The organism is Pseudomonas sp. GL_090 (assembly GCF_057837765.1).
In genome coordinates this window covers 4079176-4099681 of record NZ_CM174452.1, presented here as the reverse complement: position 1 = coordinate 4099681, position 20506 = coordinate 4079176, and the positions used below count along the sequence as shown (strand labels likewise).

The 20506-nt window shown below is 57.0% G+C and carries 24 protein-coding genes, 1 tRNA gene and 2 pseudogenes; 15 read left to right on the top strand and 12 right to left on the bottom strand.

Annotated elements, in window-relative coordinates; all coding sequences use genetic code 11:
- Position 1 precedes the first annotated feature (1 nt).
- The 7 genes from rpmI (at position 2) to AC3ITA_RS18310 (ending at position 4921) form a co-directional block, all read left to right on the top strand.
- Positions 2–196: a 50S ribosomal protein L35 gene (rpmI, locus tag AC3ITA_RS18340; protein ID WP_002553160.1), complete on the top strand. Its 195-nt coding sequence runs from the start codon at positions 2–4 to the stop codon at positions 194–196.
- Positions 197–224: 28 nt separating this feature from the next.
- The gene (gene rplT, locus AC3ITA_RS18335) at positions 225–581 is read left to right on the top strand and encodes a 50S ribosomal protein L20 (protein WP_007905879.1); all 357 of its coding nucleotides are present in this window, start codon (positions 225–227) and stop codon (positions 579–581) included.
- A gap of 109 nt (positions 582–690) precedes the next feature.
- Positions 691–1707, top strand: a complete 1017-nt coding sequence (gene pheS / locus AC3ITA_RS18330; protein WP_007975711.1) for a phenylalanine--tRNA ligase subunit alpha — start codon at positions 691–693, stop codon at positions 1705–1707.
- Between the two features lie 26 nt (positions 1708–1733).
- Complete coding sequence (pheT, locus tag AC3ITA_RS18325; protein WP_489278159.1) at positions 1734–4112, top strand: phenylalanine--tRNA ligase subunit beta; 2379 nt, start codon at positions 1734–1736, stop codon at positions 4110–4112.
- A 3-nt stretch (positions 4113–4115) separates the two neighbouring features.
- The gene (ihfA, locus tag AC3ITA_RS18320) at positions 4116–4418 is read left to right on the top strand and encodes an integration host factor subunit alpha (RefSeq protein ID WP_002553164.1); all 303 of its coding nucleotides are present in this window, start codon (positions 4116–4118) and stop codon (positions 4416–4418) included.
- Positions 4399–4755, top strand: a complete 357-nt coding sequence (locus AC3ITA_RS18315; protein WP_003179985.1) for a MerR family transcriptional regulator — start codon at positions 4399–4401, stop codon at positions 4753–4755. The genes ihfA and AC3ITA_RS18315 overlap by 20 nt, the downstream gene beginning before the upstream one ends.
- A gap of 89 nt (positions 4756–4844) precedes the next feature.
- Positions 4845–4921, top strand: a tRNA-Pro gene (locus AC3ITA_RS18310).
- A 79-nt stretch (positions 4922–5000) separates the two neighbouring features.
- Here the strand turns inward: AC3ITA_RS18310 and AC3ITA_RS18305 are convergent.
- The 3 genes and pseudogenes from AC3ITA_RS18305 to AC3ITA_RS18295 all read right to left on the bottom strand — a co-directional run bounded on the left by AC3ITA_RS18305 (position 5001) and on the right by AC3ITA_RS18295 (position 6850).
- Positions 5001–6129: pseudogene (locus AC3ITA_RS18305) on the bottom strand (tyrosine-type recombinase/integrase).
- On the bottom strand, positions 6015–6428 hold the full coding sequence (locus tag AC3ITA_RS18300) for a hypothetical protein (RefSeq protein ID WP_489278158.1): 414 nt from the start codon (positions 6426–6428) through the stop codon (positions 6015–6017). Before AC3ITA_RS18300 ends, AC3ITA_RS18305 begins: the two are co-directional and overlap by 115 nt.
- Positions 6429–6466: 38 nt before the next feature.
- Positions 6467–6850, bottom strand: coding sequence for a hypothetical protein (locus AC3ITA_RS18295; RefSeq protein WP_489278157.1), 384 nt, complete (start codon positions 6848–6850; stop codon positions 6467–6469).
- 74 nt (positions 6851–6924) lie between these two features.
- Here AC3ITA_RS18295 and AC3ITA_RS18290 point away from each other — a divergent pair, with 74 nt between their 5' ends.
- A complete protein-coding gene (locus AC3ITA_RS18290; protein ID WP_489278156.1) occupies positions 6925–7068 on the top strand; it encodes a hypothetical protein in 144 nt (47 codons plus the stop codon).
- Between the two features lie 64 nt (positions 7069–7132).
- Here the strand turns inward: AC3ITA_RS18290 and AC3ITA_RS18285 are convergent, their stop codons facing one another.
- A complete protein-coding gene (locus tag AC3ITA_RS18285) occupies positions 7133–7306 on the bottom strand; it encodes a hypothetical protein (RefSeq protein ID WP_489278155.1) in 174 nt (57 codons plus the stop codon).
- A 63-nt stretch (positions 7307–7369) separates the two neighbouring features.
- Entirely contained in the window at positions 7370–7720 is a 351-nt protein-coding gene (locus AC3ITA_RS18280; RefSeq protein ID WP_489278154.1) for a hypothetical protein, read from the bottom strand.
- A 55-nt stretch (positions 7721–7775) separates the two neighbouring features.
- On the opposite strand from AC3ITA_RS18280, the gene AC3ITA_RS18275 reads away from it, so the two are divergent.
- A complete protein-coding gene (locus AC3ITA_RS18275; protein WP_489278153.1) occupies positions 7776–8453 on the top strand; it encodes a DUF2971 domain-containing protein in 678 nt (225 codons plus the stop codon).
- A gap of 37 nt (positions 8454–8490) precedes the next feature.
- Here AC3ITA_RS18275 and AC3ITA_RS18270 read toward each other — a convergent pair whose 3' ends face one another.
- Positions 8491–10551: a DNA cytosine methyltransferase gene (locus tag AC3ITA_RS18270; protein ID WP_489278152.1), complete on the bottom strand. Its 2061-nt coding sequence runs from the start codon at positions 10549–10551 to the stop codon at positions 8491–8493.
- 58 nt (positions 10552–10609) lie between these two features.
- On the opposite strand from AC3ITA_RS18270, the gene AC3ITA_RS18265 reads away from it, so the two are divergent.
- Together AC3ITA_RS18265 and AC3ITA_RS18260 are read left to right on the top strand one after the other, a co-directional pair.
- The gene (locus tag AC3ITA_RS18265) at positions 10610–11002 is read left to right on the top strand and encodes a hypothetical protein (RefSeq protein WP_489278151.1); all 393 of its coding nucleotides are present in this window, start codon (positions 10610–10612) and stop codon (positions 11000–11002) included.
- Between the two features lie 77 nt (positions 11003–11079).
- Complete coding sequence (locus AC3ITA_RS18260) at positions 11080–11679, top strand: hypothetical protein (RefSeq protein ID WP_489278150.1); 600 nt, start codon at positions 11080–11082, stop codon at positions 11677–11679.
- Here AC3ITA_RS18260 and AC3ITA_RS18255 read toward each other — a convergent pair.
- The 5 genes and pseudogenes from AC3ITA_RS18255 to AC3ITA_RS18235 all read right to left on the bottom strand — a co-directional run.
- Positions 11669–11890 carry a hypothetical protein gene (locus tag AC3ITA_RS18255; protein ID WP_489278149.1) on the bottom strand — a complete coding sequence of 74 codons (222 nt, stop codon included), beginning with the start codon at positions 11888–11890 and terminating at the stop codon, positions 11669–11671. The genes AC3ITA_RS18260 and AC3ITA_RS18255 overlap by 11 nt on opposite strands.
- 174 nt (positions 11891–12064) lie before the next feature.
- Positions 12065–12523, bottom strand: coding sequence for a hypothetical protein (locus AC3ITA_RS18250; protein ID WP_489278148.1), 459 nt, complete (start codon positions 12521–12523; stop codon positions 12065–12067).
- The gene (locus AC3ITA_RS18245) at positions 12520–12762 is read right to left on the bottom strand and encodes a hypothetical protein (RefSeq protein WP_489278147.1); all 243 of its coding nucleotides are present in this window, start codon (positions 12760–12762) and stop codon (positions 12520–12522) included. The genes AC3ITA_RS18250 and AC3ITA_RS18245 overlap by 4 nt, the downstream gene beginning before the upstream one ends.
- 2 nt (positions 12763–12764) lie before the next feature.
- The gene (locus tag AC3ITA_RS18240; protein WP_489278146.1) at positions 12765–13283 is read right to left on the bottom strand and encodes a lambda exonuclease family protein; all 519 of its coding nucleotides are present in this window, start codon (positions 13281–13283) and stop codon (positions 12765–12767) included.
- 40 nt (positions 13284–13323) lie between these two features.
- Positions 13324–13722 (bottom strand): annotated as a pseudogene (locus tag AC3ITA_RS18235) (recombinase RecT); the annotation flags it as partial.
- Between the two features lie 121 nt (positions 13723–13843).
- Here AC3ITA_RS18235 and AC3ITA_RS18230 point away from each other — a divergent pair.
- The 4 genes from AC3ITA_RS18230 to AC3ITA_RS18215 all read left to right on the top strand — a co-directional run bounded on the left by AC3ITA_RS18230 (position 13844) and on the right by AC3ITA_RS18215 (position 19249).
- Positions 13844–15220, top strand: coding sequence for an L-serine ammonia-lyase (locus AC3ITA_RS18230; RefSeq protein ID WP_150672759.1), 1377 nt, complete (start codon positions 13844–13846; stop codon positions 15218–15220).
- A 28-nt stretch (positions 15221–15248) separates the two neighbouring features.
- Positions 15249–16274: a GlxA family transcriptional regulator gene (locus tag AC3ITA_RS18225; protein WP_489278145.1), complete on the top strand. Its 1026-nt coding sequence runs from the start codon at positions 15249–15251 to the stop codon at positions 16272–16274.
- 220 nt (positions 16275–16494) lie between these two features.
- On the top strand, positions 16495–17706 hold the full coding sequence (locus AC3ITA_RS18220; RefSeq protein WP_108217669.1) for a M24 family metallopeptidase: 1212 nt from the start codon (positions 16495–16497) through the stop codon (positions 17704–17706).
- A 202-nt stretch (positions 17707–17908) separates the two neighbouring features.
- Complete coding sequence (locus AC3ITA_RS18215) at positions 17909–19249, top strand: MFS transporter (RefSeq protein ID WP_414928225.1); 1341 nt, start codon at positions 17909–17911, stop codon at positions 19247–19249.
- Positions 19250–19411: 162 nt separating this feature from the next.
- Here the strand turns inward: AC3ITA_RS18215 and AC3ITA_RS18210 are convergent, their stop codons facing one another.
- Positions 19412–20428: a GlxA family transcriptional regulator gene (locus AC3ITA_RS18210; RefSeq protein WP_095943623.1), complete on the bottom strand. Its 1017-nt coding sequence runs from the start codon at positions 20426–20428 to the stop codon at positions 19412–19414.
- Between the last annotated feature and the right edge of the window lie 78 nt (positions 20429–20506).

Genomic DNA, 20506 nt, shown 5'->3' with positions numbered 1-20506 from the left:
CATGCCAAAAATGAAGACCAAAAGTGGTGCTGCTAAGCGGTTTCTGAAAACTGCTAACGGTATCAAGCACAAGCACGCTTTCAAGAGCCACATCCTGACCAAAATGTCGACCAAGCGTAAGCGTCAACTGCGCGGTAGCAGCTTGCTGCATCCGTCTGACGTGGCAAAAGTCGAGCGCATGCTGCGCCTTCGTTAATTTTAGTCAAGAATAGAGGAAGTAACTCATGGCTCGTGTAAAGCGTGGCGTCATTGCCCGTAAGCGTCACAAAAAAATTCTGAAACTTGCTAAAGGCTACTACGGCGCACGCTCCCGCGTATTCCGTGTTGCCAAGCAAGCGGTAATCAAGGCAGGCCAATACGCCTACCGTGACCGTCGTCAGAAAAAACGTCAGTTCCGCGCTCTGTGGATCGCTCGTATCAACGCTGGTGCTCGTATCAACGGTCTGTCCTACAGCCGTTTCATCGCCGGCCTGAAAAAAGCGTCCATCGAGATCGACCGTAAGGTTCTGGCTGATCTGGCAGTGAACGAAAAAGCGGCGTTTGCTGCGATTGTCGAGAAAGCTAAAGCCACCTTGGCTTAAGTACCCCCGACAGTCACCCGGCCTCGCATCTGTGGGGCCAGGTGTTAAACGTCATAAATAGGGGAAGAGCCTTCAAGCTCTTCCCCTATTTTGTATCTGGAGTCTGTACATGGAAAACCTGGATGCGCTCGTCTCTCAAGCACTAGAGGCTGTGCAAAGCGCTGAAGATATCAATGCCCTGGAGCAAATCCGGGTTCACTACCTTGGCAAGAAGGGTGAATTGACTCAGGTGATGAAGACCCTGGGGAATTTGCCGGCAGAAGAGCGTCCGCAGGTCGGTGCGCTGATCAACGTTGCCAAGGAGCGTGTCACAGAGGTCCTTAATGCGCGCAAGGCATTGTTTGAAGAAGCCGATCTGGCTGCCAAACTCTCCGCCGAGTCCATTGACGTGACCCTGCCTGGCCGTGGTCAGACCTCCGGTGGTCTGCATCCGGTTACCCGCACTCTGGAACGCGTCGAACAGTTCTTCACCCGTATTGGCTACGGCATCGCCGAAGGCCCTGAGGTCGAAGACGACTATCACAACTTCGAAGCGCTCAACATCCCAGGCCACCACCCGGCCCGGTCGATGCATGACACCTTCTATTTCAATGCGAACATGCTGTTGCGCACCCATACCTCGCCGGTACAGGTCCGCACCATGGAGTCGAAACAGCCGCCGATCCGCATCGTCTGCCCCGGCCGTGTATACCGCAGCGACTCCGATATTACCCACTCGCCGATGTTCCACCAGGTCGAAGGCCTGCTGATCGATCGCGACATCAATTTCGCCGACCTCAAAGGCACCATCGAAGAATTCCTGCGGGTGTTCTTCGAAAAGGAACTGGCGGTGCGTTTCCGTCCTTCTTACTTCCCGTTTACCGAGCCATCCGCTGAAGTCGACATGGAATGCGTGATGTGCAGCGGTAAAGGCTGCCGCGTCTGCAAGCAGACCGGCTGGCTGGAAGTGATGGGCTGCGGCATGGTTCACCCGAACGTGCTGCGCATGTCCGGGATCGACCCGGAAGAGTTCTCGGGCTTTGCCTTCGGCATGGGCGTAGAGCGTCTGGCCATGCTGCGTTACGGCGTGAACGACTTGCGTCTGTTCTTCGACAACGACTTGCGGTTCCTCGCGCAATTTCGCTAGTCGTAACGAATTCTTAGGAGAGCAGGATGAAATTCAGTGAACAATGGCTGCGTGGCTGGGTTAGCCCGCAGGTAAGTCGCGATGAGCTGGTTGCTCGTCTGTCGATGGCCGGTCTTGAGGTCGATAGCGTTACGCCGGCCGCCGGTGTTTTCAGTGGCGTGGTCGTTGGCGAGGTGCTCAGCACCGAGCAGCACCCGGACGCCGACAAGCTGCGCGTGTGCCAGGTCAGCAACGGTTCGGAAACCTTCCAGGTTGTTTGCGGTGCGCCAAACGTGCGCCCGGGCCTGAAGATTCCTTTCGCCATGATCGGCGCCGAGCTGCCAGGCGACTTCAAGATCAAGAAGGCCAAGCTGCGTGGCGTTGAGTCCAACGGCATGCTGTGCTCGCAATCCGAGCTGCAGATCGGTGAAGGCAATGACGGTCTGATGGAACTGCCGGCCGATGCGCCGGTAGGTAAGGATTTTCGTGTTTATCTGGACCTGGAAGATGCCAGCATCGAGGTCGACCTGACCCCGAACCGTGGTGACTGCCTGTCCCTGGCCGGTCTGGCCCGTGAAGTCGGTGCACTGTACGCCGCTCCTGTGGTCCGTCCGGTGGTGGCTTCGGTTCCTGCCGCCCACGACGAAGTGCGTTCGGTAGAAGTACTGGCGCCCGCCGCGTGCCCGCGCTACCTCGGTCGTGTGATTCGTAACGTCGACCTGTCCAGGCCTACGCCGCTGTGGATGGTTGAGCGCCTGCGTCGTGCAGATGTGCGCAGCATCGATGCTGCCGTCGACATCACCAACTACGTGATGCTGGAGCTGGGTCAGCCGCTGCACGCTTTCGATCTCGCCGAAATCAACGGTGGCATCCGTGTGCGCATGGCCGAAGACGGCGAGAAGCTGGTGCTGCTCGACGGTCAGGAAGTCAGCCTGCGTAGCGATACGCTGGTGATTGCCGACCACTCCCGCGCACTGGCCATCGCCGGCGTCATGGGTGGCGAGCACAGCGGTGTTAGCGCGACCACCCGTGATGTGTTCCTGGAAAGTGCCTTCTTCGATCAGATCGCCGTAGCAGGCAAGGCCCGTTCCTATGGCCTGCATACCGATGCGTCCCATCGCTATGAGCGTGGCGTGGACTGGCAACTGGCCCGCGAAGCCATGGAGCGCGCGACTGGCTTGCTGCTGGAAATCACCGGTGGTGAAGCGGGTCCGATCATCGAGACCGTCAGCGAACAGCACCTGCCGAAAATTGCTCCGATCACCCTGCGTGCCCAGCGCATTACCCAGATGCTGGGTATGGAAATGGATTCGGCCGAAGTGGAGCGTCTGCTCAATGCCTTGGGCCTGACCATTGCTGCCGACGGGGCAGGGCAGTGGCGTGTGGACGTGCCAAGCCATCGCTTCGACATCAGCCTGGAAGTCGACCTGATCGAAGAGCTGGCACGCCTGTACGGCTACAACCGTTTGCCGGTTCGTTATCCGCAAGCGCGTCTGGCGCCGCAAGCCAAGGCAGAGGCGCGTAGCGACCTGCCTGAACTGCGTCGCCTGCTGGTTGCCCGTGGTTATCAGGAAGCAATTACCTACAGCTTCATCGATCCGAAACAGTTCGAACTGTTTAATCCGGGTGTGGAGCCGTTGTTGCTGGCCAATCCGATTTCCAATGACATGGCTGCCATGCGTTCGTCGCTGTGGCCGGGTCTGGTCAAGGCGCTTCAGCACAACCTGAACCGTCAGCAGGATCGCGTGCGCCTGTTCGAAAGCGGCCTGCGTTTCGTGGGTCAGCTTGAAGGTCTGAAGCAAGAGCCGATGTTGGCGGGTGTTGTTTGCGGCAGTCGCCTGCCGGAAGGCTGGGCGCAGGGGCGCGATACCGTCGACTTCTTCGACGTCAAGGCTGACGTGGAAGCGGTGCTGGGCTTCGCCGGTGCCCTGGATGCGTTCACTTTCGTGCCGGGCAAGCACCCAGCGCTGCACCCGGGTCAAACCGCGCGCATCGAGCGTGACGGTCGTCTGGTCGGCTTCATTGGCGCGATCCACCCTGAATTGTCGAAAACCCTCGGTCTCGACCGTCCGGTCTTCGTCTTCGAGCTGGTTCTGGCGGAAGTGGCGTCGGGCAAAATGCCAAAATTCCACGAGTTATCGCGCTTTCCTGAAGTGCGTCGTGACCTTGCACTGATTGCGCATAAAGACGTTGCAGCCACGGCTGTACTGGACGTAATCCGTGAAAATGCAGGCGAATGGCTGACAGACCTCAGGCTATTTGACGTGTATCAGGGTAAAGGCATTGATCCTGATAGAAAAAGCCTCGCAGTCGGCTTGACCTGGCAGCATCCATCGCGCACTCTTAATGACGATGAGGTGAATACCGCAACGCAAAACATCCTCACCTCGCTCGAACAAAGGTTGAACGCCACGTTAAGGAAGTGACGTATGGGGGCTCTGACGAAAGCTGAGATGGCGGAACGTCTGTATGAGGAGCTGGGCCTGAATAAACGGGAGGCCAAGGAATTGGTCGAACTGTTTTTTGAAGAAATCAGGCACGCTCTCGAAGACAACGAACAAGTCAAATTGTCCGGTTTCGGCAATTTCGACCTTCGGGACAAACGCCAGCGGCCTGGCCGCAATCCGAAAACGGGGGAAGAAATCCCGATCACGGCTCGCCGTGTGGTCACCTTTCGTCCAGGGCAGAAGTTGAAGGCCCGAGTTGAGGCTTATGCTGGAACCAAGTCATAACGACGAGCTCCCCGTCATCCCGGGCAAACGCTACTTCACCATTGGTGAAGTCAGCGAGCTGTGTGCGGTAAAACCGCACGTGCTGCGCTACTGGGAGCAGGAGTTTCCTCAACTCAACCCTGTCAAACGCCGCGGAAACCGCCGGTATTATCAGCGCCAGGACGTGCTGATGATCCGGCAGATCCGCGCGCTTCTTTACGATCAGGGGTTCACCATCGGCGGCGCACGCTTGCGTTTGTCTGGCGATGAAGCCAAAGACGACACCACCCAATACAAACAAATGATCCGCCAGATGATCGCCGAGCTCGAAGATGTTCTGGTGGTACTCAAGAAATAAATTCTCGCTTTTAAATACTTCCAGTTTTCAAAAGCTTGCGATATATTCTTGAGCGTTCCTCGAGGTGAGGAACAGGTTTCACGCCTAGTCGGGGCGTAGCGCAGTCCGGTAGCGCACTAGCATGGGGTGCTAGGGGTCGAGTGTTCGAATCACTCCGTCCCGACCATATTTTTCAATGACTTAGGCCAATGTTCACAGCATTGGCCTTTTTCATGTGCGTGACTTTTGCGTGACTTCTCTATTTTTCACGCCTGTTTCCTCTTCAAGATCGTCAGCACCGGCCCCCGCGAGTCAGTTGCTGATACCATATTTGCAGCCTCAATCAGATGCCCGAGCTCAGCGCCCGAGTAGTGACTGGTGATGCTGCCGTTCTTGTGTCCCAGCAAGGCCTTTCGATCTTCCCGTATGCTTCAAGTCGTGCACCCTTATGGATGCGTATCCAGGGTGAGCGGGGCGAAGGTTTTCCTCCTGCCAGAGTTTCGCCGCTCTCACCCGCGCTTTCTTCCAGGCTGAGTCATTCATCCGGTGCATCGCGTTGCCGTTGAAAGGGAATACCCAGTCCTTGCTCTGGCCGCGCTGCTTGTCGATGATCGATTTCGCCACGCTGTTCAGCACGACCAGTCGCTCATCACCGTTTTTCACCCCGGACCGTTCGTGTCTCCCGCCAAAATCAGCCGGTATCAGAAAAACACTGGTCCCGAGCTCCGGGACCGAGATTTCCCAATCCCACCTCAATTTGCAGACCTCCTGCTCGCGGCAACCCGTGTCCACCTTGAACAGGGCCATCGTTTGCAGGTGCGCCGGCAACTCCCCGAAAAGGATCGATTGCTCTTCCCATGTCATGGGGTAGGGCTCGCGAACCTTCTTCTTCAGATCCAGCTTGGCCAGCATCGGCACCGAATCAAGCCAGGGCCGTCGCTCTTCGTCCCGCCATTTCCTCGCACAAAGCGAAAGAACCCGTATCACCCGCTCGATCGAGATGTTGATCGTCCGAGGTGCCACCGGCTTCAACTGCTTCCCGCATGGCAACACCATTCCCTTCAAACGATCCTTCACAAACGGCTCAAGCGCCTAGTCATCGATGTGCGTCAGCGGCAGATCCTTGAGATAAGGGTTGAGCTGCTTCAGGTGGTGCGCCGTCAACTTGATAGAGGGCTGGTCCTTGCTCTCTATCAGGAACCTTGTCGCCGCTTCCTCCCAGGTTCGGGTGCGGCGTACGCCGTATACTTTCTGCTGTCGAAGTTGCTCCAGCCGGTGAATCAGGTACTGCTCGGCTTCTTGCCGGTCACCAGTTCCAGTGCTCTCTCGAAGGCGCTCGCCTCGGAACACTTTGTCGATTTGCCAGACTCCACCTTTCTGGTAGAGGCCAGAGATCGCTTTTCTCGCCATGGTTTACCTCCTTTGGCTCCACCCTGGCGCTCGCTGCGAGGGCGATTGTTGTCCTGATTCACGGTCTTTTCAATCGACTTACTCTCGATGTAGGCGTCTGCCCACTCATCCAGCTCGATGCGATCAAACGCCACGCCCTGTTTCCCGATAGGGAATTCACGTACGTTCGGCCTGACCGTTTTGTTGAATTCATCCCGGCACATGCCGAGATAACCTGGCGCATCCATGAACCGAATGAACCTCGGTGGGATGCTGCTGGCCTTGGCCGCTGTAGCGTTTGCCATGGGAAATGCTCCATGCCGCGTGTGGCGGCAGAAGGTGGTTATTCGGATTTGGCGGGAAACCACTCGGTGTCGTATTCGAGCTGGGTCACACGCCGAGGGTTGACTGATGGGATGGACTCTTTGAAATCATGGACTGAGCCCGGGCCGCCCTTGAAATCCTTCGCTTCCTCGAGAAACGTCTGTTTGTAAATCCGCAACAGATGATCAGCTGCCTTTTCGTAATCTCCCTCTCGATACCAGGTAATGACGGCAATTCCGTTATCCACGCACCAGACGGTTCGTCTCGGCTGCTCCTCGGCGGATCTGATTTTCTCGTCCATCTGCTGGCGTGCGTAACGAAGCTGATCGAGAGTTAGCTGCGCAACCCAATCATCAGTGCCGATCCGCTGAACGTGGCCGTATTCGCACATAATTTCAGGCATGCATGAATTCCTCGCCCGCGTTCACCGGCAGGCTTTGTGGTTTAATGAGATAAGTTCTTAAAGGAGTTGTTGCTATGGAAAAGGCGTTTCGAAATTCGTTGTTCTTAACCGGGTTGCCGCTGGCGATCTGCGGTATTGCTATCTCCGCGCCCGGTCTTTGGATTCCTGGGTTGGTACTGATGATTGCGGGCTGGGTGAAGGGAAGTAAGCGAGCCTGAAGTCATCGTCGCGGGCCCTTGTAGATGAGCAAGAGCATATAGAACGGGGCGGCTATTGGGATGATCATGCGGCCACCTTCGGCGTGTAAGTCAGCGTGCCGTTGAGGATGGCTTCCTTGATGGCCTCGAATTCCCAGGCGTAATACTGAGATTCGACGTAGACGCGCATCTCGCCGTAGTCGTGTTTTTTCCGGCGGATGAATGCCTCGGCGGCGTCCTTTGTGAAGTGGCTGTTCACGATCTCCCAGCGCTTGTTCCATCCGGTGACGGTGTGATCATCGAGTTCGCCGAGCAGCTCCCACTAATCATCGGTGGCGAGTTCCAGGAAGTCGCAATAGTTGTCTTCTTGGACCCTGGCGTTCAACTCAGCCTGGTCTTCTTCGTCGCAATCCTCCCAGTAATCTTCAGGGTTGAACCACGAGCAGTCCTCGCGACACACGACCAAGCCTTCCGCATAGTCCGGCTCGAAGCTGTAATCGATTCGCTTGGTCTGTACGGTGAAAAGCGCGGCCGCTATGTGGTGCCATTTAACGCCGGCACCGTTGCAGTCATGGCGAAGGCGTTCTACGAATTCAGCCCAGGATGCTGGATTGAGCTCGGCACCGGTCGCCAGGCTGGGAAGCGGTTCGGCCGGTTTGTTTTCTGTGGGCATGGAGAAGCCTCGGCGGTATATTTGGCGCTTTGTCCTCTGTCAGGTGAGGGAGAACATGACAAATGCGTCAACGATTAGGGTTTATCATTTTTGCAATCAAGAATATGGCTTGCAAAACATAGAGAGATCAAGGCTGAAAGTTGCAACGGTTATGGATTTAAATGATCCGTTTGAAATGATGTGTTACTCCTCCCCTGAGGAAGGTATGAGGAAAGCCATTTCTTATTTCAAAAGACGTGTGGCTGAACTGTATGGGATGTTATGTTTTAGTAAAACCTATGTTAGTCCCGTTCAATGGGGGCATTATGGAGACAGGCATAAGGGATTATGCTTGGCATTCGATGTAAGCACCGAGAATCTACACACGGTCGAGTATCGACGCGGTCGTATGCAGTTTGCTCCCGAAACTTTCATCAAAAAGTCAAAAGATGAACGTTTTGAAATTATGTTAAGGCAACTGCGTATAAAGCACTCTGAATGGTCGTATGAGAAGGAAGTTCGCCAAATTTTTCTGTTGTCTGGAGCGGAAAAAGGTGGCGAACTTTATTTCAAGCCATTTTCGGAGATCGGTAAGTTGCGCCAGGTGATACTGGGTTGTAATTCTTCGGTGTCTAAGGAGCAACTAAAGCGTTCGTTGGGAGAGCGCTTCGGTGAAGTTGAGTGTTTTAAGGTGAGAACAGCATTTAAAAACTACAAAATCGTTAGAAATCTGGACGATAGTCTTTGGCAGTAATGGGAGGCTGAGCAGAGCTAAAGTTCCGCCTTATGGGTTACGCTGCTTTAACTTGGTATGTTGCCTGCCGCCATGGGTCATTCGCCCTAGCCAGCGCTGCCATCGGTGGAGGGCTGACGCTGTTCCCGCACATGTGCACCACCTGTTGGGTCTTAGTGAATGGCTTGCCGTCGGCGCCATGGCTGATGATGTAGTCGGCGGGGAAGCCCTGGGCCTTGTACAGCTCGGCGGGTTGCAGCATCCGCAGGCAGATGTCGACGATCACATACGGCGTGCCTTTGATGGTGACGGTGACTAGGCCGAGCCGGTCCTTGGTGGTGATCGTTGGTGCTGGCGCATCGGCGGCGCTCATGTTCTCGGTGCCGTAGTAGCTGATCAGAAATGCCGCGACCCGCAGCGCGCCGGCTTCAACCTCTGGCGAGAGCTGGAGCTCGACCAGCGAACTTTTGCCGCCTCCGCCCGCGGTGATCGTTGGCGCTGGCACGTCCACCTCCTGGCCAACGCTGACGCCGAACTGACGCTCCATGAACGCAGTGACCAGCCCGTGATTGGGGCCGCCGGCGCTGATGGTATGCAGCGGATCAGTGGCGTCCCGTGCATCGCAGTTGCCGCGCAGGTGCACCAAGTTCGCGGTCACCAGCTGCTGCTGGCTACCGGTGTTGGTCACCGCTGTCATCGGGTCTTCAATGCTCTTGGCATCGGTGGTGTTGAAGCCGCCATTCATCTGGGCCATGAACACCGTCGAAATGCCCATCGCGTGGGCGGCCCCGGCCGGGCGCTGGTAGTTGCCGCCGCTGGTTATGGTTGGCAGCGGCTCATCGAGCGCCTTGCCCTCGTCTGCAAACCGGAACTTCACTAGGTGCGCTGCGGCGAGTGCATGTTTCACTCCGCCAGCGACCACTGTACCGAGCGGTTGATCCAGACCAGGCACCCGCGGCTCTTGTCCGGCGCGCTCGCCGTAACCGGTTTGAATCAGGGTTGGACTGATGAGCGTCAGCTCGCCGCGATTGGCACAAGTCACCGTCGGCAGCGGGGCGTGTGGATCATTTATCCTGTCGCTACCCTGGTGCGTGGCTGGCGCGATGATCGGGCTGGCCATGGCGAACGAACCGCCGCGAGGCCAGGAGGTCACTGTGCGCAGCGGGTCATGCGCTGACTGCACGCTTTCGCCGGACCAGTTTGCGATCGGTACAATGAACGGGTCAGCGGCATCGATGACGAACTTCTTCATGCCCTTGGCGATCCGGCGCAGGGTGGCTGGTGCCAGCGGCTTCGGCCGGTCGAAAATGCTCTTGCTTGGGATCGTCCAGTCAATGCACTCGGCGGCGGTGCGCCACTTCTTCTGGCCTTTGGCAGGGTGCTTGGCGTGGGTCGGCTCAGGCCACACGATAGGCTGGTCGTCGCAACGGGCGATCATGAACAGGCGTTCCCGGCTGGTCGGCGCGCCGTAGTCGCAGGCCTTCAGCACCCGCCACTCAACGACGTATCCCAGGTGCCGCAGCTCAGCAACGAACACGGCCCAGGTTTGACCGCGGCGTTTAGGGTCGGGCACCAGGAACTGCTGGTGAACCGGAACCACTTCTCCCGGTTCGGCAACGCCGCCGCCCAATTTCACGACGCGGCCGGTAGCCTTGCAACGCTTGGCGATCAACGGCCCCCACTGCAGGATCTGTTTCACGTTTTCCAGGCTGATGACGCGGGGCTTCTTCTTTCCGGCCCACTTCAGGCCGATCCACGACAGGTTGCGAATCTCGCGTTTGCGCGGCTGGCCGCCGGCGGCCTGGCTGTGGTGTGTGCAATCAGGTGACATGTGAAACCAGCCAACGGCCTTGCCATCGCACTCGGTGTCCGGGTCACCGTCGAACACGTCGGTCGTGTAATGCACCGCGCCCGGGTGATTCACGGTGTGCATGCTGATAGCGCTGGCGCTGTGGTTCTTCACCACATTCACCGCGCGGCCCAGGCCCATTTCCAGTCCGGTACCGGCGCCGCCACCACCACAGAAGAAGTCGACAACGATCTCATCGTCCTGAGTGCTGAAGCCGAGTCCGTATTGGGTTTTGAAATCGAAGGGGTGTTTCTTCTGTTGTGCGGACATAGGTGTGCCTCGTCGCCAAACGGCTACAGTGTTTGAGGGGTAGGGTGGAGGATTGGTGATGCTGAACGGTGCAGAGGATTCGGAGCGAATCGCGGAGTTCTACGAGTACATCAGGGATAACGGAGTAAGAGAGGCCTTCGCTTTATTGGTTGGCACCTTCACCTGCCTGAAAAGTGTCAGTTGCAGGGCGGCTCATCAGGGAAAGGTCCGCTCTGTTGCTATCACCAAGGGTGATGCGTGGTGCTTCTCGATCATGCCTTCTCGACAAAAACTGCTCTTTCATTGGCGACCGCCAGTTGTTGACCGGTATCGACCTCAGATAGACGCAATAAAGGCTCTTTTCCCGGATACCTTTACCGACAAATCACACAAGGATGCTGAGCACTGGGCAGTCAGCATTCAGTCGATAGAAGAATCTTTGCGACTGCTGCTCATCCTCGACCTCAACTGATCCTCGCCGGCTGGCGTGATTCGTTGAAGTGGGGTATTTATGTCAAACGCAGTTGGCGCTAGATAGGGGCGGAATTAATGGATATGGATCTCACGGTTAAGTTAGTCGGAGTTCTCATCGCATTGTCAGGGTGGTTTAAAGTATTTATTGATCATCAAGCTAATAAGCCAAAAATAACCGGAAGTATGCTGAATGTAATAAAGGCTAATTCTGATGGGGATCCAGGCGAGAATGTTTCAATTTTTATTCCTTATTTATATTTGCTGAACTCAAGAAAGAATGTGATGCACATTTTGGATTATGAGATGTGTGTCAAAATATCTGGTAGTTGGGTGCGTTTGTTGCGCGTCTATGGCATGGAAAAATATGACGTTCTGAGTTTTAACGACGTGAACGGCGAAAAAATAACCTTGCATAAATTCAAGAGTAATTTGATATATAAAAAAGACGCTCCAGTTCAACATGGAGTTCCGTTGCACGGCTGGCTTGTTTTTTCTGGTCCAAGAGAGATTTACGGTAAAAAAGTTGAGGCTTATAGATTGGTTTGTATCGATGCCGGGTTCAAGCGGCATACCCTTGTGATAAAGCCAGGTGAAATGTTTAATTTGATGCTGCTTCAGCAAATTGCTGACGTAGATGCTCCTGAAAACTATAAATCTCCCCAATTTAGCCAATAGGGTCACACCTAGTGTTTGCGAACTCTTCAAGATGTCGCGATTGCTTTTCAGCGATGACGAATGTAGGTCGCGACATGGTGATGAAACGGGCGGACTCTTCGGTGGGCGCGGCGGCGAGGTTGATCAAGAGCGTCGACACCGTCTCCTGCCACTCCTCCAAGTCGTGGCGCTCGCCGAGGATCTGAAGGACATCATCCAGCGCCTTTGACACAATCAGCTATCGTTTCTCGGCACCGATCCGGTCCAGCAGAGCTTCCTCCTTGGCGCGCTTACCCCGCTGAGTCTGCGCATTGTCTTTGGCCATGGCCTGCCTCTTCAATTCCGTGGGCTGGTAGATCCAGCCATGTCTGTCGTCGGCGCTGGCGCACCTGGTTGCTGATGCGCCTCATGCTGCCCTCTGCTGATTCCAGACACCCACGGCGTCGAACACCCGGGCGGCTTGGTCTTCCGCCAGCGATATCTCGGCGGGAACGGCGATCCAACCAGACGCAACCAGATGGTTTGGGTTGCAGCTGTTCCGGATCTCCAGGTAGTAGTGCTCGATGGCATCCGTCAGGCGCTCGACCTTGTAAATGCCCTCCGGCGATATCTCCACTGACTTGACGTATTCACCGCCGCGCTCGTCTCGACACATGGCGGCGATGTAGATCGTCCAGCGGTAGGAGAAATCGAAGATGGCATTGGCGATCGCCAGACTGCGAATCTGCCGGCAGCTCTTCCAGTTCGCCATGATCTGGCTGCCGCTGGGGTCGATGTTCACGATCGCGACGTGGTTGGTACTGAGCAGCGCCCGGCAGCTGCGTTCGGCACGGGCGAAGCCATTATTTGCTTTGCGCTTCTTCATACGGCCTCCGCGAGTTTGCGCAGCGCCTTTCTTTCTGCCGCTGTGATGGCGGGGCGGCGGGACTTGAGGACTGTTTCCGGATCGATCTTCGTCGAGCGCACCGCTGGTGGTGGATTGAGTTGAGCAGGTTCCGCTCTGGAGAACCGTCCGCCCGCGGCCAGGTACTGTTCGACCTGACTGGAAAGCTCCAGGGCTTTATCGCGCCGGAACTCTATGTCGTATTTAAGGTTGCTGATCATGCTCAAGCTCCTAATCTGTGGGCTTGTGCCCGCACTTTGTCCGCGACCTCATCAACCATGCGATTCAGTTCCAGGTTGAATTGGACGAGCTCTTTGTGAAGGTTGGCGATGTACTCTTCGTCGCGGTAAATCGTCTCGACGTAGAGCTGGCATTCTTCATCTTGACGAGAATCGAACGACAAAAAGTCCCACCATTTCCGCCCAGTTACGAACATGCAGCCCTGCACCTGAGGCATGTGTTCCTCGGGCATGCCTTCGAGCCAGGTCCTGACGTGTATTGCCTCGTTGAAGGGACACTTTGACTCGGTGCCCCCGTCATCGTTGATCAGGCCGTCTGGCGAGCAGCCGAGCCAGTCGTACTTCGGGTGGACGACGAACTCTGACGGTATGACGATGTTGCCGGTCAGCATCTCGTAGGCGTCCTGAGCCTTCTGTTCTTCGATGTGACCCCACTTTATGGAAGCGCTGCTGACGTTGTGCTTGGACTTCTTCGCCAATCGCTCGAAGCACAGTTCGCGCATGTATGACGTCAGGGCAGAAGAGTCGCGCCCATTTTTTAGTTACCAGGTAGGCAATCTGCTGCTTGGGATCTTCCGCCCAAAGTGTGGAGTTCCGCGTGCGGACCTGAGTGAGCAGAGGCTCCAGAATGCGTGGCTCGTCTTCACCCTTGAAGGTTGCCCAGACCTTAATCCCAAGGCCTTTCTCGTCGTCAAAGCTCCAGCCCGGAACACGGTGCTTCTTGAACTCGCCAGTGTCCTCGTCCTTCTTGGTCCTGCTGGTGACTTCGCGCATCTTGCCGATGACGTTTTCCCAGGCGCCGAACCACTCGAAGTTCAAGCGACCCTTGACTGGAGCCTTGGCGGTGATCACTGCGTTGACGAATTGCGCCTCATAGCTCAATGCACCGCCATTGACGATGAACGTCTTCTGCGCAACCGCAAAGGCGAGTGCGAGCAACACATCCAGCTCGCCATTGGTAGTGGCGAGCACTTAGGGGTCGATATCTGACACGCCTTGATGATTCCTGACGCCGACAATCGGGTGAGTTCCTGTCACCTTTGAAGCGGCGCGGAGATCGACGATGGCTATCAGTGTTTTTGACTTGTTCAAGATTGGAGTCGGCCCCTCCAGCTCCCATACCGTCGGCCCGATGCGTGCCGGGGCTCTGTTTGTCGAGGCCTTGCGCGAACGGGAAATGCTGGCGCAAGTGCAGCGTATCGAAGTGCGGTTGTATGGTTCGCTGTCGGCCACGGGTATCGGCCATGGCACCGATAAAGCGGTGATCATGGGGTTGATGGGGGAGTGGCCGGATAACGTCGACCCGCTGCTGATCGAGCCACGCTTGCTGGATCTGCGCGAGACACAATGCCTGCTATTGGCCGGCGAGTTCCGTGTGCCTTTTATCTGGCAGCGGGACATGCGACTGCTGGATGAAAACCTGTCATACCATCCCAACGCCATGACCTTGAGCGCATTTGCCGAGGATCAACCGCTGTTGTGCGAAACCTACTACTCCATCGGCGGTGGCTTTGTCGTAGATCAACAGCAAGCCGCCAGTGGCCGGCTCGATCGGGATCAGAGCGAACTGCCCTACGACTTCGGCACTGCCGCGCAGATGCTGAGCCAGTGCAAGGCTCATGGGCTACGTATTTCCCAGCTGATGCTGGCCAATGAGCGGGTATGGCGCAGTGAAGAAGACATCCGCCACGGGCTGGCGCAGATCTGGCAGGCGATGCGCAATTGCGTGGACGCGGGCCTGCGGCATGAAGGTGTCTTGCCCGGAGGATTGAATGTACAGCGCCGCGCGGCGCGTCTGCACCGCAGCCTGCTGGAAATCGGCAAACCCAATGTCATCGGATCGACCTTGAGCGCCATGGAGTGGGTGAATCTGTTTGCCCTGGCAGTCAATGAAGAAAACGCTGCCGGCGGGCGTATGGTGACCGCCCCCACGAACGGAGCGGCAGGGATTATTCCGGCGGTATTGCAGTACTACATGAAGTTCTGCCCCGAAGCCAAGGACAGCGACGTCGTGGACTATTTCCTCGCTGCTGCCGCGGTGGGCATTTTGTGCAAACGCAACGCTTCGATTTCCGGAGCGGAAGTAGGGTGTCAGGGCGAAGTCGGCTCGGCTTGCGCAATGGCTGCTGCGGGCTTGGCGGAAATCCTCGGAGCCAGTCCCGAGCAAGTGGAAAACGCTGCGGAAATTGGCCTGGAACACAACCTCGGACTGACCTGCGATCCCGTCGGGGGCCTGGTGCAGGTACCGTGCATTGAGCGCAACGCTATTGCGGCGGTGAAAGCGATCAATGCTACGCAAATGGCTTTGCGCGGTGACGGCACACATTTCATTTCTCTTGACCGGGTCATCCGCACCATGCGCGATACCGGTGCCGACATGCATGACAAATACAAAGAGACCTCCCGTGGCGGGCTGGCGGTCAGCTCCATCGAGTGCTGAGTTACCTTGACCAACGGGGGAGTGGAACATGCTGCAACTGACCGAGTCTGGCCGGCCACAACCGCCGGTGCTGCGTATTGGTTTCTGGTTGATGGAAGCCTTCGATTTGTATGCCCTTGCCAATGCGCTGGAGCCATTGCGCCTGGCCAATCAGTTGGCGGGGTGCAATGTTTGCCAATGGCAAATGCTTAGCCTGGACGGACAGCAACTGAACGCCAGCAACGGCATCGCAACCGCCACTGCACGACTGGATCAGGCACAAATGTTCGATGTATTAATCCTCTGCGGTGGAGATAACCTGCATCTTCAAACCGAATATCCAGACTTGCTCCAGCAGCTGAACCACTGGGCGAGGCAACCGATCAGCCTGGGGGCGTTGGGTAAGGCCGGTTGGCTGCTGGCGCAGATTGGCGCGCTGGATGGTTTCCGCTGCAGTTTGCCTGAGCCCACCCCATCACCGACCTTTGCTGCTTTGCGCGGGTTGACGCCGGTAGCAGCACCGTTCTGTGTCGATCGCCAACGTCTGACCTGCGTCGGCCCGCAGGCCGTTCAAGGCTTGATGCACGAGCTTCTCGCCCGGACCCACGGTCGTGGTCTGATACTGCGGATGGAAAAACATGCAGCACGCCAGGCCCGGCCGCTACTTCCCCTGCATGACGCCCCGGAAAAACTTCAAGCAACACTGGCATTGATGAGCGAGCATTTGCGCCGAACGCTGGGTATCGACGAACTGGCCGAAACCATGGGCATTTCCCGGCGACATCTGGAACGGCTGTTCAAGCGCAGCCTGGGTTGTTCGCCGTCCCGACACTACCTGGACTTGCGGCTGCAACAGGCGCGCCAGTTGTTGCGGGCCGGTGAACATGCCTTGTCAGATGTCGCCGGGGAGTGTGGTTTCGTCTCGGTGCAACATTTCTCGCGCTGCTATCGCCAATACTTCGGAGCGCACCCTCGCGATCATATGGGCGCGAGCTTGCTCACGAAGGCGCAGAATCAGCGGGTAGCAATGTTGAACACACCGGCCACATCGCGAGCAAGCACGCTCGCGCACTGACTGCGTTGCCAATGCCTCCGCCAAGCGGCTTTTATTGCGCTTGCCGGGGGCATTTTTGTTTCTGCCGGGGGACTCGGGGACCCGATTCGCAGACAGCGGGTATGACCAACTACAGGTCGGATTCGCACAAAAAAACTCACCTTGCATCTGTTCGAATGATCTTCAGCGACCCGCCAGATTGGCGCCTTCTGTTGCTCAATCACTGACAAGGATAAATGACATGCAAATGCCGAAAACCATCCAGATCAAGAACGGCGAAAAAGTGAACCCGACGTTCTCGGCTCAGGAATATGCCAACCGCCAGGCCAAATTGCGGGCGTATCTGGCGCAGAACAATATTGACGCGGCAGTCTTCACGTCTTATCACAACATCAACTACTACAGCGATTTCCTGTACTGCTCCTTCGGGCGTCAGTACGCGCTGGTCGTGACCCAGGACAGCGCCGTGACCATCAGCGCCAACATTGATGGCGGTCAGCCATGGCGCCGTACCGTCGGCACTGAAAACATCGTCTACACCGACTGGCAGCGCGACAATTACTTCGTCGCGATCCAGCAGGCCTTGCCCAAGGCCGGGCGCATCGGCATCGAATTCGACCATCTGAACTTGCTCAATCGCGACAAACTCGCCAGCCGCTATCCGCAGGCTGAGCTGGTGGATATCGCCGCACCGTGCATGCGTATGCGCATGATCAAGTCCGCCGAAGAACACGCGATCATCCGTCATGGCGCGCGCATCGCGGACATCGGCGGTGCGGCCATCGTCGAAGCTTTGCGTGATCAGGTGCCAGAATACGAAGTAGCCCTGCATGCCACTCAGGCGATGGTGCGCGAAATTGCCCGCACTTTCCCGGATTCCGAACTGATGGACACCTGGACCTGGTTCCAGTCCGGTATCAACACCGATGGTGCACATAACCCGGTCACGTCGCGCAAGGTCAACAAGGGCGACATCCTCAGCCTTAACTGCTTCCCGATGATTGCCGGTTACTACACCGCACTGGAACGTACCTTGTTCCTGGACCACTGCTCCGATGAGCATCTGCGCTTATGGGAAGTTAACGTCAAAGTGCACGAGGCCGGTCTGAAGCTGATCAAGCCAGGCATGCGCTGCTGCGATATCGCGCTGCAATTGAACGAGATTTTCCTGGAACACGATCTGCTGCAATACCGCACCTTCGGCTACGGCCACTCCTTCGGTACGCTGAGCCATTACTACGGACGCGAAGCCGGGTTGGAATTGCGCGAAGACATCGACACGGTGCTGGAGCCAGGGATGGTGGTGTCCATTGAACCGATGATCATGCTGCCCGAAGGCCTTCCAGGTGCCGGCGGTTATCGTGAGCACGACATCCTGATCGTCAACGAGCAGGGCGGGGAAAACATCACCAAGTTCCCGTATGGCCCGGAACACAACATCATCAAGAAGTAAGATCCCGCGCCGCACAGTGAACCTGTGCGGCGTTTCTTTTTGAGGAATGGTTGTGTACTAGCGAAAAAATAACGTATGCACGCTAAAAAACGCGCAGCATCTACTGAACCTTAACCCTGCCAAGTAAAACAATAGAGGGTTTTGTCATGTTCTACGCGACTCTTCGTTTCGATAACCACACCTCTGACACCGGAGGTGCCCAATGAACACCCAAAGCGCAAGCCTGACGCCGACCCTGGCGCAGAAACTTGAACAGACCGCCGAGCGCAAGGCCCTGCGGCGCGCGGCCAGTGCCAGCTTCATGGGCAATTTCGTCGAGTGGTTCGACTATGCGGCCTACGGCTATCTGGCAACCGTCATCGCGCTCACGTTTTTTCCGCAAACCGACAAGACGACCGCGCTACTGGCGACGTTCGCCGTGTTTGCGCTGTCGTTTATCGTCCGCCCGCTGGGGGGACTGGTCTGGGGTCACTTCGGTGACAAATACGGGCGGCGTAGTGCGCTGTCCTGGTCGATTCTGATCATGTCGATCTCGACCTTCTGTATCGGCATCCTGCCGACCTACAACCATATCGGCCTGTGGGCACCGGCCTTGCTGTTGCTGATTCGCTTGTTCCAGGGTTTCTCCGCTTCAGGTGAATACGCCGGGGCATCGGCCTTTCTCGCCGAGTATGCGCCCGAGGGTAAACGCGGTTTGTACACCAGCATTGTCCCGGCGAGTACGGCGGCTGGTTTGCTCTTCGGCGCGGTCTTTGTCGCCGGCCTGCATGCGTGGATGAGTGTCGAGGATCTGCACAGCTGGGGCTGGCGTTTACCCTTCCTGCTGGCAGCGCCATTTGGGCTGGTGGGGCGCTACATCCGCATGAGTCTGCAAGACACGCCCAAGTTCCTGGAGATGGAAAAACGCCTTGAAGCAAAGGAATGCGCAACCCACGCTCCGGTTCGCGAATTGCTGACCGTGCACCGACGCAGTGTGATGATCGGGATCGGCGCGACCTGCCTGAATGCGGTAGCGTTCTACTTGTTGCTCAGCTACATGCCAACCTACCTGTCCACCGAAATGGGCATGAGCGAAAGTGATTCGTTCCTGGCGTCCACGGTATCCCTGGCGACCTACATCGGGCTGATCTTTCTGATGGGCAAACTGTCGGATCGGTTCGGGCGCAAAACCATGCTGCTGACCGCTTCAGTATTGTTCCTGGCGCTGACATTTCCGCTGTTCGGGATGTTGGAGAATCAACCGCTGATGGTGATTCTGATGATCCAGATTGCTTTCGGCGCGATCCTGGCGATGAACGACGGCACCTTGCCGTGTTTCCTCGCCGAGATATTTCCCACCCGCGTCCGCTTCAGTGGTTTCGCCTTCAGCTTCAACATCGCCAACGCGGTGTTTGGCGGCACCGCGCCGTTTATCGCGACCTGGCTGATTCAACTGACCGGCAACAAAATGGCCCCGGCCTGGTATCTGCTGGCGGCAGCGGCGGTGGCATTGATTGCCATGCTGGCGAGCCGGGAAACGGCGCATAAGGCGTTGCAGGACTGACAGACTGAGGTGTCCTCGAGGATGACTTCGCGAGCAGGCTCGCTCCCACAAGGGATCTTTAGCGGACACACATTCTGTGTTCACTAAAGATAAATGTAGGAGCGAGCCTGCTCGCGAAGAGGCCATTCCAGCTGACATCAATGTTGAATGCCAACCTGCCAATCAATGCACCGCCGCTACTTGCTTGCGCTCACCCATCGGCGATACGCCAAAGAAACGGCTGTAGCATTTGGAGAAGTGCGCCGGGGAAACGAAGCCGCAGGCGAGGGCGATATCACGTACCTGCGATTCGCTGCGCAGCAATAATTGACGCGCCCGTGCCAGGCGCAATTCCAGGTAGTACTGACTCGGCGTGCGCTGCAGGTGCTTGTGAAACAGGCGTTCGAGCTGGCGCACCGACACCTCGTTCAACCGCGCGAGTTCCTCAAGGCCCACCGGCTCCTCGAGATTGGCTTCCATGATCGCCACCATCTGGCTGAGCTTGGGCTGCGAGGTACCCAGCTTTTGCCGCAATGGCACTCGCTGTTGTTCCTGTGCATTACGTACCCGATCACACAACAACAACTCGGCCGCATGGGCTGCGATATCGCGACCACCAGGTTCGCGGGCAATCAGCTGCAGGGTCATGTCCATGGAGGCCACGCCACCGGAGCAGGTGTAGCGATCACGGTCCAGCTCGAACAACTGGTTGGAAATGATGATCCCCGGAAAACGCTCCTTCAGTGCTTCGATATCTTCCCAGTGAATCGTGCAGCGATAGCCCTTGAGCAGATCGGCGCGCGCCAACAAGTGGCTGCCGGTGCAGATCCCGCCCAGTGGTACCTGATCATGCGCCAGCTTGCGTAGCCAATTGAGCAGTGGTCGGCTGCCGTGATTGGAGACGATCGGGTTTGATCCGACAACGAACAGCATGTCGAGTTTGGGTGCATCGGTGATGGTATGGTCAGGCAGGATGCGCATGCCGTTGCTGGCCGTCACCGGCTCCAGGCTGGCGGCGATGATGACCGTACGGAACATCGGTTTGCGTGCGGCCAGATTGGCCATGCGCAGTGTTTCCACGGCGGAGGCGAAGCCGATGGTGGTGAAGTTGGGGATGACCAGAAAACCCACGGTTTTCACCGGTCGTTGTTCATTCGCCGAACGTCCTGCGGCGGGTTTCGCCACCTGGAGTTTCGCCATTATTAACGCTCCTCAACTGCATCAGTGACATGCGCCGCGGCAAGCTGCCGACACGGGCAACGTCATCTCGTTTTTATG

Bases quoted from the DNA above. Each gene is read 5' to 3' on its own strand.
- rpmI (WP_002553160.1), top strand. From the start codon at position 2: ATGCCAAAAATGAAGACCAAAAGTGGTGCTGCTAAGCGGTTTCTGAAA.
- rplT (WP_007905879.1), top strand. From the start codon at position 225: ATGGCTCGTGTAAAGCGTGGCGTCATTGCCCGTAAGCGTCACAAAAAA.
- pheS (WP_007975711.1), top strand. From the start codon at position 691: ATGGAAAACCTGGATGCGCTCGTCTCTCAAGCACTAGAGGCTGTGCAA.
- pheT (WP_489278159.1), top strand. From the start codon at position 1,734: ATGAAATTCAGTGAACAATGGCTGCGTGGCTGGGTTAGCCCGCAGGTA.
- ihfA (WP_002553164.1), top strand. From the start codon at position 4,116: ATGGGGGCTCTGACGAAAGCTGAGATGGCGGAACGTCTGTATGAGGAG.
- AC3ITA_RS18315 (WP_003179985.1), top strand. From the start codon at position 4,399: ATGCTGGAACCAAGTCATAACGACGAGCTCCCCGTCATCCCGGGCAAA.
- AC3ITA_RS18300 (WP_489278158.1), bottom strand. From the start codon at position 6,428: ATGGCAAACGCTACAGCGGCCAAGGCCAGCAGCATCCCACCGAGGTTC.
- AC3ITA_RS18295 (WP_489278157.1), bottom strand. From the start codon at position 6,850: ATGCCTGAAATTATGTGCGAATACGGCCACGTTCAGCGGATCGGCACT.
- AC3ITA_RS18290 (WP_489278156.1), top strand. From the start codon at position 6,925: ATGGAAAAGGCGTTTCGAAATTCGTTGTTCTTAACCGGGTTGCCGCTG.
- AC3ITA_RS18280 (WP_489278154.1), bottom strand. From the start codon at position 7,720: ATGCCCACAGAAAACAAACCGGCCGAACCGCTTCCCAGCCTGGCGACC.
- AC3ITA_RS18275 (WP_489278153.1), top strand. From the start codon at position 7,776: ATGACAAATGCGTCAACGATTAGGGTTTATCATTTTTGCAATCAAGAA.
- AC3ITA_RS18270 (WP_489278152.1), bottom strand. From the start codon at position 10,551: ATGTCCGCACAACAGAAGAAACACCCCTTCGATTTCAAAACCCAATAC.
- AC3ITA_RS18265 (WP_489278151.1), top strand. From the start codon at position 10,610: ATGCTGAACGGTGCAGAGGATTCGGAGCGAATCGCGGAGTTCTACGAG.
- AC3ITA_RS18260 (WP_489278150.1), top strand. From the start codon at position 11,080: ATGGATATGGATCTCACGGTTAAGTTAGTCGGAGTTCTCATCGCATTG.
- AC3ITA_RS18250 (WP_489278148.1), bottom strand. From the start codon at position 12,523: ATGAAGAAGCGCAAAGCAAATAATGGCTTCGCCCGTGCCGAACGCAGC.
- AC3ITA_RS18245 (WP_489278147.1), bottom strand. From the start codon at position 12,762: ATGATCAGCAACCTTAAATACGACATAGAGTTCCGGCGCGATAAAGCC.
- AC3ITA_RS18240 (WP_489278146.1), bottom strand. From the start codon at position 13,283: ATGCGCGAACTGTGCTTCGAGCGATTGGCGAAGAAGTCCAAGCACAAC.
- AC3ITA_RS18230 (WP_150672759.1), top strand. From the start codon at position 13,844: ATGGCTATCAGTGTTTTTGACTTGTTCAAGATTGGAGTCGGCCCCTCC.
- AC3ITA_RS18225 (WP_489278145.1), top strand. From the start codon at position 15,249: ATGCTGCAACTGACCGAGTCTGGCCGGCCACAACCGCCGGTGCTGCGT.
- AC3ITA_RS18220 (WP_108217669.1), top strand. From the start codon at position 16,495: ATGCAAATGCCGAAAACCATCCAGATCAAGAACGGCGAAAAAGTGAAC.
- AC3ITA_RS18215 (WP_414928225.1), top strand. From the start codon at position 17,909: ATGAACACCCAAAGCGCAAGCCTGACGCCGACCCTGGCGCAGAAACTT.
- AC3ITA_RS18210 (WP_095943623.1), bottom strand. From the start codon at position 20,428: ATGGCGAAACTCCAGGTGGCGAAACCCGCCGCAGGACGTTCGGCGAAT.